The sequence below is a fragment of the Paraburkholderia terricola genome, from assembly GCF_003330825.1.
GTDB lineage: Bacteria > Pseudomonadota > Gammaproteobacteria > Burkholderiales > Burkholderiaceae > Paraburkholderia > Paraburkholderia terricola.
On record NZ_CP024941.1, the window covers coordinates 4,010,200 to 4,024,543 of the forward strand.

Consider the following 14,344-nt stretch of genomic DNA (forward strand, 5'->3'; position numbering starts at 1 on the left):
GGATCGGGCGCGTCGGGCCCGAACAGCGCACCGTGCGCTGACGTGCCTTTAGATACGCCTACTCTTCGCGCCGTTCGGCCACGAGCGCGAGGCTGCGATACACGAGCCATGGCCCGAGAATCTGCAGCACGAAAATCGAACACATCACGATGGCCCGCAACTGCGGATCGAAATTCGGATAAAGGTTGTAGGTGTCGTCGACTAGCAGATAAGCCAGCGCCGACATCGGCGACAAGGACAAACCGAGCGCCATGCCCTGCTTCCAGTTCAAGCCGCTCGGCCTGGCGAACGCGAGGACGCCGACCAGTTTCGCGACGAGGCGCGCAACAATCAGACCCAGCGCCGCGACACCGCCGAGCGCGATGTGTTTCCATTCGAACGACGTGAGCGTCAGCACGAACAGAATCACGGTCAGGAGCCAGCCGGCCGTGCCGAAATGCTGCGGCCACAACTGCGGGCGCGCTTCGTGATTCTTGACGATGATGCCGGCGGCCAGCAGCGCGAGAATCGTCGACAGCTTGAACAGATGCGCGAGTGCGATCGCCAGCAGCACGAGGCCGAACAGCGCGACGAACGAATGCTCGTCCTGCATGCTCAGCCGCCGATAAAAGAACGTGCAGGTGCGCGCGAGCAGATAGGCGAGCACGAGCGAGCCGACCAGCAGATACAGCGGCTGAAGAATGGTGGCGAAAACGTTGCCGTAGACCTCCTGATGCAGCCAGCTCGACACGAGCTTTTCGATCACCACCGCATACATGCTGTTGAGCGCGGTGAGCGTCAACAGACGCTGGGTGACCTGGCCTTCCGCGCGCAATTCGGTCTTGAGCTGAATCACCATCGCGGGCGAAGTCGCCATGGCGATCGCCGCGAGCACGGTCGCCACCATCAGCGGCACGTTGAGGAACAGCAAGACCGGCAAAACCAGTGCAAAAGTAAGCGTGGCTTCGGCGACGCTCGACAGGATCAGCCAGGGATTGCGACGGATCCAGCGCAGATCGAGCCGGCTGCCGAGTTCGAACAGCAGCAAACCGAGCGCGACATCGAGCAATGGCCGCGCGGCGCTCGCTGAATCCGAGTCGATCACGCCCGAACCCGCCGCACCGGCTATCAAACCAATGACCGCATACCCGGAAATGCGCGGCAAACGCCACGCGCGATAGCAAAGTTCACCGCACAGACCCGCGGCGAGCAAAGCCAGGCCAGCCCAAAAAATGGCGTCGGGTGCGAGAGGCCAGGCCGGAAAAAATGAAAACGCCGACTTCATCGTGATGGGTTCTCCTTTGCAGCAACGGCGGACGACACGAACCGGCGCAAACACCGGCGAGCGAGTGGCGCGTGAGGCGCTCACTATCGCGATCGCTTCGCGTGACCAGCGTTGCGAGTTTTCAACGATCGGATGATCGGAACGCGCCGCGGCCGCAGGGAGCTCGGCGCGTTCGGGGGTGCGGCCGCAGCAACCGGCACGGCACGGTGAAAGGAAGCCGTCGACTTGAATCAGATTCTGATTGACCGGCACCGTTCCGTGGTTGCGTGTGCCGTTCGAGGCGAGGCACGACGCGGAAAAGAACGGCGATTGTGCCATAGCTTTTTCTGCCTTGACCGAAAAGACACGAACGCGCCGTCAAAACGGTAAAAACGCACCTTATCTTCATGATGCCAGGAAAAAGCGACCGTTTTATGGCCGTGATTCGATCGCCATAGCGGATAACAAACCATCGTGGGACCCGGCTTCGGCGCATTCACACAGCAGAGGCCGTGCCGCGAATTTTTGAAGGCCTTGCTTATGCCGAATGCCTTCGGCTGCCCTAGGCCTTTCTGTTTACAGGTTTACTGTATGTATACGTAGTAACAGTTAACAAGCTGCCTCGGTTTCTGTGGATAACCCATTTTTACCGAAGCAAATCATCAGCTTGCCGACGGCATAACCGGATGCACAGCATGTGCGGGAACAGCCGGGACTCAAGGGTAACTTTTGGCGATTTTCGATGGCGGCCAAGTTACCCCGTTTACGTCCACAACGGTTCCACACGAGTTGCGCCGGTAAACCACCTGCTTATCCACATCCCGCGGTGGATAAGTCCCGCGCGCGGTTAACCTACGACCCCTTGACGCAATGCCCGCAAAAGGAAGCGGGCGGGATCGATGTCCTCGGCCAGATCGCGTTCGAGCGGCCACGGCTCGCCTTCGATCTGCGAAGCGATCAGTTCCGCGCCGAGCGCGGCCCACACGAGCCCGCGCGAACCATAGGCGAACGCGCCGTACAAGCCCTGGCTACGCGGCAGGTCGAGCGGCCATGCGCCACGCAGTTGGTGCGCGTCGAGCGCAGCCTGCGCTTCGTCGGCGAGATTGCCGATCATCGGCATGCGGTCGCTGGTGACGCAGCGGAACGCGACGCGTCCGGCGAACTCGGCCGACTGAGCGTTTCTGGCCTCGCCGGCGACGTCCGCGAAGGACGGCAGCATGAGCGCCACGCGCTCGAGGTTTTCCAGATGACCGCCCGCGCGCAGCAGCGTATGCGGATCGTCGAGTTCGTAGGTGGCGCCGGTCAGCGTGACGCCGTTTGCGAGCGGCACCGCATAGCCTTCCCCGATCACCGGCACCTGGAGTCGCGGCACAGTGCCGGCCGGCAGCAAGGTCAACTGGCCGCGAATGCTGCGCGTCGGCGCATACCGCAAACCGGCGATGCGCGCGGCATCGTGGGCGCTCGCCACCACCACTACCGGCGCGCGGGCGACGGCTTGGCCCGCTGTGTCGAACACCGTCCATTGATCGCCGGAGCGCTCGATGCGCGCGACGTCGACGCCGAAGCGCCGGTCCAGCAAGCCGCCCGCCGCGGCGCATTGCGCGGCGCACAGCGACGCGGGGTCGATCCAGCCGCCGTGCGGAAAGAACCAGCCGCCGCGCGCGAGGGGCACGCCGGCGAGCCTGTGCGCTTCGCGCGAGCCGGCCGGCGTCACGTACTCGGACGGATAACCGAACGCGGCGATCGCCTCGCTGATCGAGCGGGCTTCTTCGTCGTCCGTGGCGATTTGCAACAAGCCCCGGCCGCCGCGCAACGGCTGGTGACCCAACCGTTCGAGCGCGGCCCAGCGCCCAAGCGTGTACAGAAAGCCGGCACGCGTCACGCGCGAGGCGACGCTGTCGTCGCGCGAGATCATCGGATGGAAAACACCGGCCGGATTACCCGACGCATCTTGCGCGACCGATGCATGCCGTTCCAGCGAGGTAACGCGCCAGCCGCGCGCCGCGAGCCGTTCGATGACCGCGCAACCGGCGAGCCCCGCGCCGATCACGACCGCATGCCGTTCGTGGACTGCGAGCGGCGCGGGCGGCTCATGGCGGCGCACGCGCCAGCGCGGCGCGAAGTGGCCGGCCAGCATCGCTCGTTTCCAGCCGAAGCCGTCGATTTTTTGGTACACAAAGCCGCATTGCGTCAGCGCGCGCTTGACTTCGCCGGCGCTGCTGTAGGTGGCGAAAGTGGCGCCCTCGCCCGCTACGCGCGCGAGCGCCTTGAAGATCGCGGGGGTCCAGAGCTCGGGATTCCTGGCTGGCGCAAAGCCGTCGAGGTAAAACGCGTCGGCGCGCAGCCTCAAGGCTGGCAGCGTCTGTAGCGCGTCGCCGAACACGAGCGTGAGGACGACCTGGCCGCCCTCGAATTCGAGCCGATGCGTGCCGGGCACGAGCATCGGCCATGCGCTCGCAAGCGTGTCGGCCAGCGCCGCGATCGACGGATCGGAAACGGTCGCCGCATACACGCTGCGCAAGTCGGCGAGCGTAAACGGATGCTTTTCGGTCGACACGAAGTGCAGCCGCTCGCAGCGTGACGGATCGGCACGCCACGTGGCCCAGGTCGTCAGAAAGTTGATGCCCATGCCGAAGCCGGTCTCGAGCACGGTGAAAACGCGCCGGTCGCGCCACCGCTCAGGCAGCGAGTTGCCGCGCAGGAAAACGTGGTGAGCCTGTTCGAGACCGCCGACGGCGCTGTGATAGATATCGTCGTAAAGCGGGGAAAAAGGCGTGCCGTTGTCGCGAAACGCGAGGACGGCGGGGATCAGCGGATCGGTCATGCGCGGCGAAAAATGACGCTCGAAAGAGCGGATCAAACGTTACCGCCAGCGCGGGCAGCTCGCCGGACGGCGAAAAAGACGCGCCGAACGTTGGCAAAAACCAACGTCAAGCCCCGTCCATGCTGGGTTTCAGCCCTCGGTTGGCGCCCTCGAACAGCAAAAAGAGCGGTTTCCTTGCTGTCACGGCCCTGGAACCGCTGAAATCTTCGAAACCCTTATCCTGATTGGGTTTGCGCTGCGCTATCATAGCAAGCGCCGCGAAGGGAGCGGCAGCACGGCCGACGGACGGTTATCTGTCCGGCGCTATTGGTCCGGACGGGATCCGGAGCCGCAGCTGCTCGACGGCGCGGCCCGCGCACGTATAATCGGCGCGTTCGCGCTGTTCGTATCAACCTAAACTCAGAAAGGAACCTTAATGAACAAACAGGAACTGATCGACGCCGTCGCAGGACAGACGGGCGCCAGCAAGGCTCAAACCGGTGAGACGCTGGACACGTTGCTTGAAGTGATCAAGAAGTCCGTGTCGAAGGGCGACGCGGTCCAGTTGATCGGCTTCGGCAGCTTTGGTTCGGGCAAGCGCGCAGCACGTACGGGTCGTAATCCCAAGACCGGCGAGACCATCAAGATCCCGGCAGCCAAGACCGTCAAGTTCACGGCTGGCAAGGCGTTCAAGGACGCAGTCAACAAGCGCTAAGCAGATTACTGCCTGGCAGTTGACACCCGCCAACGGCGGGTTTTTTTTCGCCCGCAAGCTTTGCGCGGAATGGATTGGCCGCGACGCCTCGCACGGCTAATCAGCGGCGACGGCGCGTCAGCAGCGCCTAGTCATGACGATGCACGATCTCGCCGTGGCCATGTCCGTCGTGGTCGTGGTCATGATGGTCGTGATCGTCTTCGTCGAAGTCCCACGCCGGGAACGGATCGGTGAACCGCTGCCAACCTTGCGGCCCCTGCGCGTATTCGTCGTCGGTCAGCAGGCAGGCGTCGAACTTCGCGGTCCACACGGCCGGATCGATGCCCACGCCGATCATCACCAGTTCCTGGCGACGATCGCCGATCGTCAGATCGTCCGGGTCGCCGTACCAGTCCGCAGCGATTTCGGCGGCCAGTTCGTCGTCGCCGTCCGGCCATTCGGCGCGGTCCTGAGCCGCCCACCACATGCCCGCCGGACCATGCCGGCAAGCGCCGCCCGCCTGCGACAGCGAACCGGCGATGTCGTTGCGCGTGGCGAGCCAGAAGAAGCCCTTGCTGCGCAACACGCCCTTCCACTCCTGATGCAGCAGCGCCCACAGGCGCTCCGGGTGAAACGGCCGGCGTGCCCGGTAAATGAAATTGCCGATGCCGAATTCGTCGGCTTCACCGTGGTGAGCATGGCCGTGCTCGTGGTCATGCTCATGGTCGAGCGACGCGAGCCAGCCCGGCGCGCTCGACGCTTCGTCGAAATCGAAACGGCCGGTGTTCAGCACCTCGGCAAGCGGCACTTCGCCGAACCGGCTCACCACTTGCACCGCGCGCGGATTGATGCGGGCAAGAATGCGTTGCAGGCGGGTGAGTTCGTCGGCGCTGACCAGGTCGGCCTTGTTCACCACCAGCACGTCGCAGAATTCGATCTGCTCGACCAGCAACTCGACCAGCGTGCGATCGTCCTCGTCGGTCGCGGCGATGCCGCGCTCGGCGAGCGCGTCGGCCGAACCGTAGTCGCGCAGGAAGTTGAACGCGTCGACCACCGTCACCATCGTATCGAGCCGGGCGACGTCGGAGAGCGACGCGCCGTCATCGTCGACGAACGTGAAGGTTTCGGCGATCGGCATCGGCTCGGCCACGCCGGTCGACTCGATCAGGATCGCGTCGAAGCGTTTTTCCGCCGCGAGACGCTTGATCTCGACCAGCAGATCGTCGCGCAGCGTGCAGCAGATGCAGCCGTTCGACAGTTCGACGAGTTGCTCCTCGACGTGCGACAAGGCGGCGGCATCGCGCACGAGGGTGGCGTCGATATTGACCGCGGCGAGGTCGTTGACGATCACGGCCACGCGCAAACCGGCCCGGTTCGCGAGGATGTGATTCAGGAGCGTGGTCTTGCCGGCGCCCAGAAAACCGGAGAGCACGGTGACGGGCAATAGCGGCTGGTTCATCGCGGTACGGAACAAACAAGAGGATTGAAAGGCGTGCCGGGCTTGGGGCCGCGTGACTGCAATGACAGACGGGCCTCGACGGCGGCACGAAGCCGCATTGTGCATCAAACGGGCAGCACCCGCGTGACGGAGCGGATCGGAAAGTCGGCGCGGACCACGCTCGGGAGCCCGAGGCCGAGCGCTTGCGCGAGGAAAAATCAATGAGCGCGGCGCGGGTCAGCGCGCCAGCGGAAAAACCGCTCAGCGCGCAGCCGGCATCAGATTCCACTTGCGCAGGATCGCGGCGATCTGCTGCGCATACTTGTCGCGTAGCGCCGGCGTCTCGGAGTGGTATGCGCCGATTGCCTGCCAGGTGTTGCCGTATTTGTTCATCTGGCGGCGCAGATGCCATGCAGCGATATAAACGTTCTTGCAAGGCTCCATCAGCGTGCCTTGCGAGATGCCGTACTGAGCCAGCGTGGGCAGGTGAATCGAATTGATCTGCATAACGCCGTAGTCGGTCGAACCGTTGGCGTTCTTATGCCGCGCGTCCGGCCGGTTGTGCGACTCCTGCCAGGCAATCGCACGAAGGATCAGCGGATTGACCTTCTGATATTTGGCCGCCTCGTCGAAGCAATCGGCGCGTGCCTGCCCTGCTGCGGCTAGCACGGCAAATCCTGCGGCGACGGTGGCCAGGGTGCGTCTCATCAGTCAAGATCACTAAACAAAAAGGCAAGAATAAAGTTTGCGAGGGCGATTCATCGGCCATACTTCAGTCACTGAAAGCCGCCGAGGCTTACGGGCCGGGGTTGCCGCGCATCGGGGAAACCCCGCATCGGCAAGATGCAACCGGCGACTCGAACGGCTCGTATCATACCGGCAGGTCTTGGGGCGTCAAGTTAGCTAACCGACATAAGACGGCGAAAAAGACGTGCTTTTGCTGCTCGCCTCAGCGCAAACTGTTGACATTCAATAGGTTGATTACCGGTGGTGGTCCTTCGGGGAATGGCACCGCGGTGTTTTGTTGTGACAAATCCGACATGAAAAACTGTTACTGTTCTTTTTTTTCGGACATCGGATGGCCGGCATCCGGGGCGGTGATCGCCTTTGAAGCTGGCTGGCAGACCGACAGGGCGGCGGCCTGCTCCTATGTCCGCACAGCGTGACCGTCGGCAGCCACGGCTGCCGACATCAATACCCTATTCCATGAAAAGAAATCGTATGGCTTTGCGTCGCATCGCAACGGCGCTGCTGGTGGTTGGACTGATCACCGCGCAGACAGCACAGGCGCAGGTGACACTCAATTTCGTGAACGCGGACATCGACCAGGTGGCGAAGGCGATCGGCGCGGCAACGGGCAAAACGATCATCGTCGACCCTCGCGTGAAGGGTCAACTGAACCTCGTGTCGGAAAATGCGGTACCTGAGGATCAGGCGCTGAAGACTCTCCAGTCGGCTTTGCGCATGCAGGGCTTCGCGCTGGTGCAGGACCACGGCGTGTTGAAAGTCGTGCCCGAGGCCGACGCCAAGCTGCAGGGTGTGCCGACCTATGTCGGCAATACGCCCAGCGCGCGCGGCGACCAGGTGGTCACGCAGGTGTTCGTGCTGAAGAACGAATCGGCCAACAACCTGCTGCCGGTGCTGCGTCCGCTGATCTCGCCGAACAACACCGTGGCGGCTTACCCGGCCAACAATACGATCGTCGTCACCGATTACGCCGACAACGTACGCCGTATCGCGCAGATCATCGCGGGCGTGGATACGGCCGCGGGCCAGTCGGTGTCGGTCGTCCAGTTGAAGAACGCGAACGCGCTCGACATCGCCACGCAATTGAACAAGATGCTCGACCCGGGCGCGATCGGCAGTACCGACGCAACGCTGAAGGTATCCATCACCGCTGATCCGCGCACCAACTCGCTGCTGATCCGCGCGTCGAACGGCGCGCGTCTCGCCGCGGCGAAAGCGCTCGCCAAACAGCTCGATTCGCCGACCACCATGCCCGGCAACATGCACGTCGTGCCGCTGCGCAACGCGGAAGCGACGAAGCTTGCGAAGACCTTGCGCGGGATGCTCGGCAAGGGCGGCGACACCGGCTCGTCGAGCGGCTCGAACGAAGCGAACGCCTTCAACCAGGGCGGCGGGGGCGGGGGTGGCGGCGGTGGCCTGGGCGGCAACTCGACCGGCACTTCGGGCACGCCTCCGCTGCCCGGCGGCGGACTCGGCAGCAGCTCGATGTCGTCGTCAATGGGCGGCGGCGGTGGTGGTGGCGGCGGCGCATACGGCGCGGGCGGCGGTTCGGCCTCCGGCGGCCTGTTCGGCAGCGATAAGGAAAAGAGCGACGACAATCAGCCAGGCGGCATGATCCAGGCGGATTCAGCAACGAACTCGCTGATCATCACGGCGTCCGAACCGGTGTATCGCAACCTGCGGGCGGTGATCGAGCAGCTCGACGCACGCCGCGCCCAGGTCTACATCGAGGCGCTGATCGTCGAACTCAACTCGAACACGAGCGGCAATCTCGGCATTCAGTGGCAAGTCGCGAACAATTCCGTATTCGCCGGCACCAATCTCGCCACCGGCTCCGGCAACAGCATCGTCAATCTGACGGCGGGCGCCGCCACGGCCGCGACCGGCGGTCTCGCCTCGGCGCTCGCAACCCAGGGGCTACAGCAGGGCCTCAACGTCGGCTGGATTCACAACATTTTCGGCGTGCAGGGTCTCGGCGCGCTGCTGCAGGCGCTGTCGCAAACCGCCGACGCGAACGTGCTGTCCACGCCTAACCTGATCACGCTGGACAACGAGGAAGCGAAGATCGTCGTCGGTACGAACGTGCCGATCCAGACGGGCTCGTATTCGAACCTGACGAGCGCCACTGCGACCTCGGCGTTCAATACCTTCGACCGCGTCGACGTCGGTCTGACGCTGCACATCAAGCCGCAGATCACCGATGGCGGGATTCTCAAGCTGCAGCTCTACACGGAAGACTCGGCGATCGTGAACGGCACGACCAACGCGGTGACCAACCCCGCCGGCCCGCAGTTCACCAAGCGTTCGATCCAATCGACGGTGCTCGCCGATAACGGCGAGATCATCGTGCTGGGCGGCCTGATGCAGGACAACTACCAGGTCAGCAACAGCAAGGTGCCGCTGCTGGGCGATATTCCGTGGATCGGCCAGTTGTTCCGCTCGGAACAGAAGACCCGCCAGAAGACGAATTTGATGGTGTTCCTGCGCCCGGTGATCATCAACGACCGCGATACCGCGCAGGCTGTGACCTCGAACCGTTACGACTATATTCAAGGCGTGCAAGGCGCATACAAGTCGGACAATAACGTGATGAAGGACAAGGACGACCCGGTGGTTCCGCCCATGCCGACCGGTCCCAGCCAGGGTGGCTCGCCCGCGATGAACCTGTTCGATCTCGACCAGATGCGTCGTCAGCAGCTAGCGCCACAGCAGCCGCCGCAGCCGCAGCCGCAGCCGCGCTCGTCCACGCAGCCAGGCGTCGTCCCCCTGACAAACGGCGGCGCAGTGCAGTCCAATCCCGTGACGGTCGCGCCGTCCACCGCATCGCCAGGAGTTCAGCCGTGAGCACGCCGTCCACGCCGCCGTCATCCGCAAAGTCGCCTGCATCGGCGCGCGCTGCGACGGTTGCGCCCCCGGCGATGACCGAGCAAGCCGAGCGCGCGGCGCCCTCGGGGATTGCCGCACGCCTCGTCCCTTACGGCTTTGCGCGCAGCGGCCAGATCCTGGTCGCGCATCAGCATGCCGACAGTCTCGAAGTCTGGATCAGCGAGCGCACCAACGACGCCGCGCTCGCGGAAGTCGCGCGCAACTTCGGCGCGTTGTCGGTGACGCGTTTGCCCGCCGACGAGCTCGCGCAGGCGATCAACCAGGCGTATGCGCGCCACGACGGCAGCGCCGCGCAAGTGGTCGGCGAAGTGGAAGGCGAAGTCGATCTGTCGCGCCTGATGCAGGACATTCCCGAGGTCGAGGATCTGCTCGAGTCGGAAGACGATGCGCCGATCATCCGCATGATCAACGCGCTGCTCACGCAAGCCGCGCGCGAGCAGGCGTCGGATATTCACATCGAGCCGTTCGAGACTTCTTCCGTGGTGCGTTTTCGGGTCGACGGCACGCTGCGCGACGTCGTGCGGCCGAAGAAAGCGCTGCACGGCGCACTGATCTCGCGGATCAAGATCATGGCGCAGCTCGACATCGCGGAAAAGCGTCTGCCGCAAGACGGCCGTATCACGCTGCGCGTGGGCGGCCGTCCGGTCGACGTGCGCGTGTCGACGCTGCCCACCGGGCACGGCGAGCGCGCGGTGCTGCGTCTGCTGGAAAAAGACGCGTCGCGTCTGAACCTCGAAGCGCTCGGCATGGGGCCGGATACGCTCGTCAAGTTCGACAAGCTGATCGGCAAGCCGCACGGCATCGTGCTCGTGACCGGCCCGACCGGTTCGGGCAAGACGACCACGCTGTACGCGTCGATGTCGCGGCTCGAAACCGCGACCACCAACATCATGACGGTGGAAGACCCGATCGAATACGACCTGTCGGGCATCGGCCAGACGCAGGTCAACGAGCGGATCGGCATGACGTTCGCGCGGGCGCTGCGCTCGATTCTGCGGCAGGACCCGGACATCATCATGATCGGTGAAATCCGCGACCTCGAAACCGCGCAGATCGCGGTGCAGGCGTCGCTGACCGGCCACCTCGTTCTGGCAACGCTGCATACGAACGACGCGGCATCGGCGGTAACGCGTTTGACCGACATGGGCGTGGAGCCGTATCTGCTGGCGTCGTCGCTGCTCGGCGTGCTGGCGCAGCGGCTCGTGCGCCGCCTGTGCCCGGTGTGCCGCGAGGAGCGCGTCGAGGAAGACGGCCGCGTGCATTGGCATCCGGTGGGTTGCGACAAGTGCGGCCAGTCCGGCTACACGGGCCGCCGCGGCGTGTACGAACTGCTGCTGATCGACGACGAGATCCGCACGCTGGTTCACCGCAATGCGTCCGACGCCGAGATTCTCACCGCCGGCCGTGCGCAAGGCATGCGCACGCTGCGTGAAGATGCGGACCGCTGGCTCGCCTCCGGGCTCACGTCGCTCGAGGAAGTCATCCGCGTGACGGGCGGAGCATAAGCGCATGCCGGCATTTCGTTTCGAGGCGATCGACGCGGCGGGCAAGGCGCAAAAAGGCGTGCTCGACGCAGATAGCGCGCGCGGCGCGCGGACCAATCTGCGCTCGCAAGGACTTACGCCGCTCGTCGTCGAACCCGCGGCGACGCGCACGCGTGGCGAGCGCAATCAACGCTTGTCGCTCGGGCGGCGCCTGTCGCAGCGCGAGCAGGCGATTCTCACGCGGCAACTCGCGAGCCTGCTGATCGCCGGCTTGCCGCTCGACGAAGCCCTTGCGGTGCTTACCGAGCAATCGGAGCGCGACTACATTCGCGAGCTGATGGCGTCGATTCGCGCGGAAGTGCTCGGCGGCCATTCGCTGGCCAATGCGCTGACGCAGCATCCGAAAGACTTCCCCGAGATTTATCGCGCGCTGGTGGCGGCCGGCGAGCACACCGGCAAGCTGGGTCTCGTGCTTTCGCGCCTCGCCGACTACATCGAACAACGCAACGCGCTCAAGCAGAAGATCGTGCTCGCCTTCACGTATCCGGCGATCGTCACGCTGATTGCCTTCGGCATCGTCACGTTTCTGCTGAGCTATGTGGTGCCGCAAGTGGTGAACGTGTTCGCCAGCACCAAGCAGCAACTGCCCTTCCTCACCGTCATGATGATGGCGCTGTCGGGGTTCGTGCGGCACTGGTGGTGGGCGCTGATGATCGGGGTGGCCGTGCTGGTGTATCTGGTGCGCTCGATCCTGAAGCAGCCGGGCCCGCGCCTCGCGTTCGACCGCTGGCTTCTGACGGCGCCGCTGCTCGGCAAACTCGTGCGTGGCTATAACACGGTGCGTTTCGCCAGCACGCTGGGCATTCTGACGGCGGCGGGCGTGCCGATTCTGCGCGCGCTGCAAGCGGCGGCCGAAACGCTCAGCAACAACGCGATGCGCGGCAACATCGACGACGCGATCGTGCGCGTGCGCGAAGGCACGTCGCTATCGCGCGCGCTCGGCAATACGAAGACGTTTCCGCCGGTGCTGGTTCACCTGATCCGCTCGGGCGAAGCGACCGGCGACGTCACCACCATGCTCGACCGCGCGGCCGACGGCGAAGCCCGCGAACTGGAGCGCCGCACGATGTTCCTGACGAGCCTGCTCGAGCCGTTGCTGATTCTGGCGATGGGGGGCGTGGTGCTGGTGATCGTGCTGGCGGTGATGCTGCCGATCATCGAGTTGAACAACCTGGTGCAGTAGCGCGGAAGTCTGGTCGGATCGCGCGGTGGCCGCGCAATCCGGTGAAGCCGGTCAGGACGCTCGACGCCTCAGCGCACGTAAATCGTGGGACCTGCCGCATTGGCCGGCAGGAACACTTCGGAATGCGCGCCGTTGCGGTCGATGATGATCGAGCGGGCGCGCACTTCGGAGAGCTTGGCGCCTTGCATCAGCGCGCTGCCGAGCGAGACGGCGCGCGGCGGTTCACCGCCGACGCTGACGATGGCCGCGGCGCCTTCGCGCAAAGCGAGGATGCCGAACAGATGCACGTCCTGGTTGGCGGTGCGCGTGAGTTGCCCGCCGAACAGCGTGGCGGCCTGTTCGGTCGACACCTGCGGATGCGCGGCGGCCGCGGGCAACGGCGCACCGGACGTCGTGGCGAGCGTGATGACCCAGTAGGTCAATGTCGCGCAGAACACGGCGAACAGCGCGAGCGACAGAAGGCGGATTTGGATGGCGTTCATGCGCATCATTGTACGGACTATTGTGAAAATTGCGTTGGGTTGAAACCCTTCTACACCATGACATTAAAATGACCGGCCGGGCCTGTTCGATGGCACCCTGATTACTGACGTGCCCGCTGAAGCGCGAATTCCGTCCGATCGAAAATTTATCTGAAAAGAGGTAGCAAGTTATGCAACTGTCGACCACTCGCCGCGCTGAAATCGCGGGTTCGCGCAGCCGCCGTCAACGCGGTTTCACGCTGATCGAAATCATGGTCGTGATCGCGATTCTGGGCATTCTCGCCGCGTTGATCGTGCCGAAGATCATGAGCCGCCCGGACGAAGCGCGGCGCGTCGCCGCCAAGCAGGACATCGGCACGGTGATGCAGGCGCTCAAGCTGTACCGTCTCGACAACGGCCGTTACCCGACCCAGGAGCAAGGCCTGCGCTCGCTGATCGAAAAACCGAGCACGGACCCGGTGCCGAACAACTGGAAGGACGGCGGCTATCTCGAGCGTCTGCCGAATGATCCGTGGGGCAACAGCTATCAGTACCTGAATCCGGGCGTGCACGGCGAGATCGACGTGTTCAGTTATGGCGCCGACGGCAAGGCCGGCGGCGAAGGCAACGATTCCGACGTGGGCTCGTGGCAATAAGCTGCGGAGAAGCCGCTGATTTTGTCAGGTGCGCGGAGTCGTCCTTCTTTACGGTCGGCTCGCGCGTCCTGTCGATGTACCGTTTTTGACTTTTAGGTTGATCGTTCGTGGCCGGCACTATGCGTATGTCCGCTTGCAAGTCCCATGTGGACACTCCGTGTACGGCTTCGTTGCCGCGCATGGCGTGGGTCGGCGCGCGCGGGCGTGACCTGCCCCGTCCGCATGCGCGCGGCCTGAAGCGCGCAGCCGGTTTCACGCTGCTGGAAATGATGGTGGTGCTGGTGATCGCGGGTTTGCTGGTATCGCTGACCGCATTGACGATGACGCGCAATCCGCGCACGGATCTGAACGAGGAAGCGCAACGTCTCGCGCTGCTGTTCGAATCGGCCGGCGACGAAGCGCAGGTGCGCGCGCGGCCGATCGCCTGGCAACCGTCCGAGAGCGGCTTTCGTTTCGACGTGCGTACCGAGGACGGCTGGCGCCCGCTGCGCGACGACCTGCTCGGACCTCGCCACTGGGAAGGTGGCGTGACCGGCGTGGCGATCAACTATCCCGGCTCGGATGCGCAGCCTGGCCGTATCGTGTTCGGCACGGAAGCGATCGACGTGCCGGTGCGGATCACGCTGTTTTCGGCGGCGGGGAGCGCGACGATCGTCGGCACCGGCAATGGCCGCTATGAGGTGCACTGA

At 64.3% G+C, this 14,344-nt stretch carries 11 protein-coding genes; 6 read left to right on the top strand and 5 right to left on the bottom strand.

Features of this window, described 5'->3' with window-relative positions; all coding sequences use genetic code 11:
- Positions 1-58: 58 nt before the first annotated feature.
- Positions 59-1,264 (bottom strand): cation:proton antiporter, encoded by a 1,206-nt coding sequence (locus tag CUJ90_RS18195; protein WP_073427932.1) that lies wholly within the window; start codon positions 1,262-1,264, stop codon positions 59-61.
- 826 nt (positions 1,265-2,090) lie between these two features.
- Positions 2,091-4,067, bottom strand: a complete 1,977-nt coding sequence (mnmC, locus tag CUJ90_RS18200) for a bifunctional tRNA (5-methylaminomethyl-2-thiouridine)(34)-methyltransferase MnmC2/FAD-dependent 5-carboxymethylaminomethyl-2-thiouridine(34) oxidoreductase MnmC1 (protein WP_114163595.1) — start codon at positions 4,065-4,067, stop codon at positions 2,091-2,093.
- Positions 4,068-4,482: 415 nt separating this feature from the next.
- Between mnmC and CUJ90_RS18205 the strand changes: the two genes are divergently transcribed.
- A complete protein-coding gene (locus CUJ90_RS18205) occupies positions 4,483-4,761 on the top strand; it encodes an HU family DNA-binding protein (protein ID WP_006050811.1) in 279 nt (92 codons plus the stop codon).
- Positions 4,762-4,888: 127 nt separating this feature from the next.
- Here CUJ90_RS18205 and CUJ90_RS18210 read toward each other — a convergent pair whose 3' ends face one another.
- The gene (locus tag CUJ90_RS18210; protein WP_114163374.1) at positions 4,889-6,199 is read right to left on the bottom strand and encodes a GTP-binding protein; all 1,311 of its coding nucleotides are present in this window, start codon (positions 6,197-6,199) and stop codon (positions 4,889-4,891) included.
- 240 nt (positions 6,200-6,439) lie between these two features.
- The gene (locus CUJ90_RS18215) at positions 6,440-6,886 is read right to left on the bottom strand and encodes a lytic transglycosylase domain-containing protein (RefSeq protein WP_114163375.1); all 447 of its coding nucleotides are present in this window, start codon (positions 6,884-6,886) and stop codon (positions 6,440-6,442) included.
- 513 nt (positions 6,887-7,399) lie between these two features.
- On the opposite strand from CUJ90_RS18215, the gene gspD reads away from it, so the two are divergent.
- From gspD to gspF, 3 genes are read left to right on the top strand one after another with little or no spacing between them, the layout of a single operon-like run.
- Positions 7,400-9,769 carry a type II secretion system secretin GspD gene (gspD, locus tag CUJ90_RS18220; RefSeq protein WP_114163376.1) on the top strand — a complete coding sequence of 790 codons (2,370 nt, stop codon included), beginning with the start codon at positions 7,400-7,402 and terminating at the stop codon, positions 9,767-9,769.
- Positions 9,766-11,316, top strand: a complete 1,551-nt coding sequence (gene gspE / locus CUJ90_RS18225; RefSeq protein WP_073427875.1) for a type II secretion system ATPase GspE — start codon at positions 9,766-9,768, stop codon at positions 11,314-11,316. The genes gspD and gspE overlap by 4 nt, the downstream gene beginning before the upstream one ends.
- Before the next feature lie 4 nt (positions 11,317-11,320).
- Positions 11,321-12,538: a type II secretion system inner membrane protein GspF gene (gene gspF, locus CUJ90_RS18230; protein WP_073427876.1), complete on the top strand. Its 1,218-nt coding sequence runs from the start codon at positions 11,321-11,323 to the stop codon at positions 12,536-12,538.
- Between the two features lie 68 nt (positions 12,539-12,606).
- Here gspF and CUJ90_RS18235 read toward each other — a convergent pair whose 3' ends face one another.
- Positions 12,607-13,020 (bottom strand): type II secretion system protein N, encoded by a 414-nt coding sequence (locus CUJ90_RS18235; protein ID WP_073427934.1) that lies wholly within the window; start codon positions 13,018-13,020, stop codon positions 12,607-12,609.
- Positions 13,021-13,190: 170 nt separating this feature from the next.
- Between CUJ90_RS18235 and gspG the strand changes: the two genes are divergently transcribed.
- Together gspG and CUJ90_RS18245 are read left to right on the top strand one after the other, a co-directional pair.
- Positions 13,191-13,655: a type II secretion system major pseudopilin GspG gene (gspG, locus tag CUJ90_RS18240; RefSeq protein WP_083086046.1), complete on the top strand. Its 465-nt coding sequence runs from the start codon at positions 13,191-13,193 to the stop codon at positions 13,653-13,655.
- A gap of 179 nt (positions 13,656-13,834) precedes the next feature.
- Positions 13,835-14,344, top strand: coding sequence for a GspH/FimT family pseudopilin (locus CUJ90_RS18245; RefSeq protein WP_227470918.1), 510 nt, complete (start codon positions 13,835-13,837; stop codon positions 14,342-14,344).

Coding starts and splice junctions, on each gene's coding strand:
- CUJ90_RS18235 (WP_073427934.1), bottom strand. CDS start 13,020: ATGAACGCCATCCAAATCCGCCTTCTGTCGCTCGCGCTGTTCGCCGTG.
- gspD (WP_114163376.1), top strand. CDS start 7,400: ATGGCTTTGCGTCGCATCGCAACGGCGCTGCTGGTGGTTGGACTGATC.
- CUJ90_RS18215 (WP_114163375.1), bottom strand. CDS start 6,886: ATGAGACGCACCCTGGCCACCGTCGCCGCAGGATTTGCCGTGCTAGCC.
- CUJ90_RS18210 (WP_114163374.1), bottom strand. CDS start 6,199: ATGAACCAGCCGCTATTGCCCGTCACCGTGCTCTCCGGTTTTCTGGGC.
- mnmC (WP_114163595.1), bottom strand. CDS start 4,067: ATGACCGATCCGCTGATCCCCGCCGTCCTCGCGTTTCGCGACAACGGC.
- CUJ90_RS18245 (WP_227470918.1), top strand. CDS start 13,835: ATGGCGTGGGTCGGCGCGCGCGGGCGTGACCTGCCCCGTCCGCATGCG.
- CUJ90_RS18205 (WP_006050811.1), top strand. CDS start 4,483: ATGAACAAACAGGAACTGATCGACGCCGTCGCAGGACAGACGGGCGCC.
- gspG (WP_083086046.1), top strand. CDS start 13,191: ATGCAACTGTCGACCACTCGCCGCGCTGAAATCGCGGGTTCGCGCAGC.
- CUJ90_RS18195 (WP_073427932.1), bottom strand. CDS start 1,264: ATGAAGTCGGCGTTTTCATTTTTTCCGGCCTGGCCTCTCGCACCCGAC.
- gspF (WP_073427876.1), top strand. CDS start 11,321: ATGCCGGCATTTCGTTTCGAGGCGATCGACGCGGCGGGCAAGGCGCAA.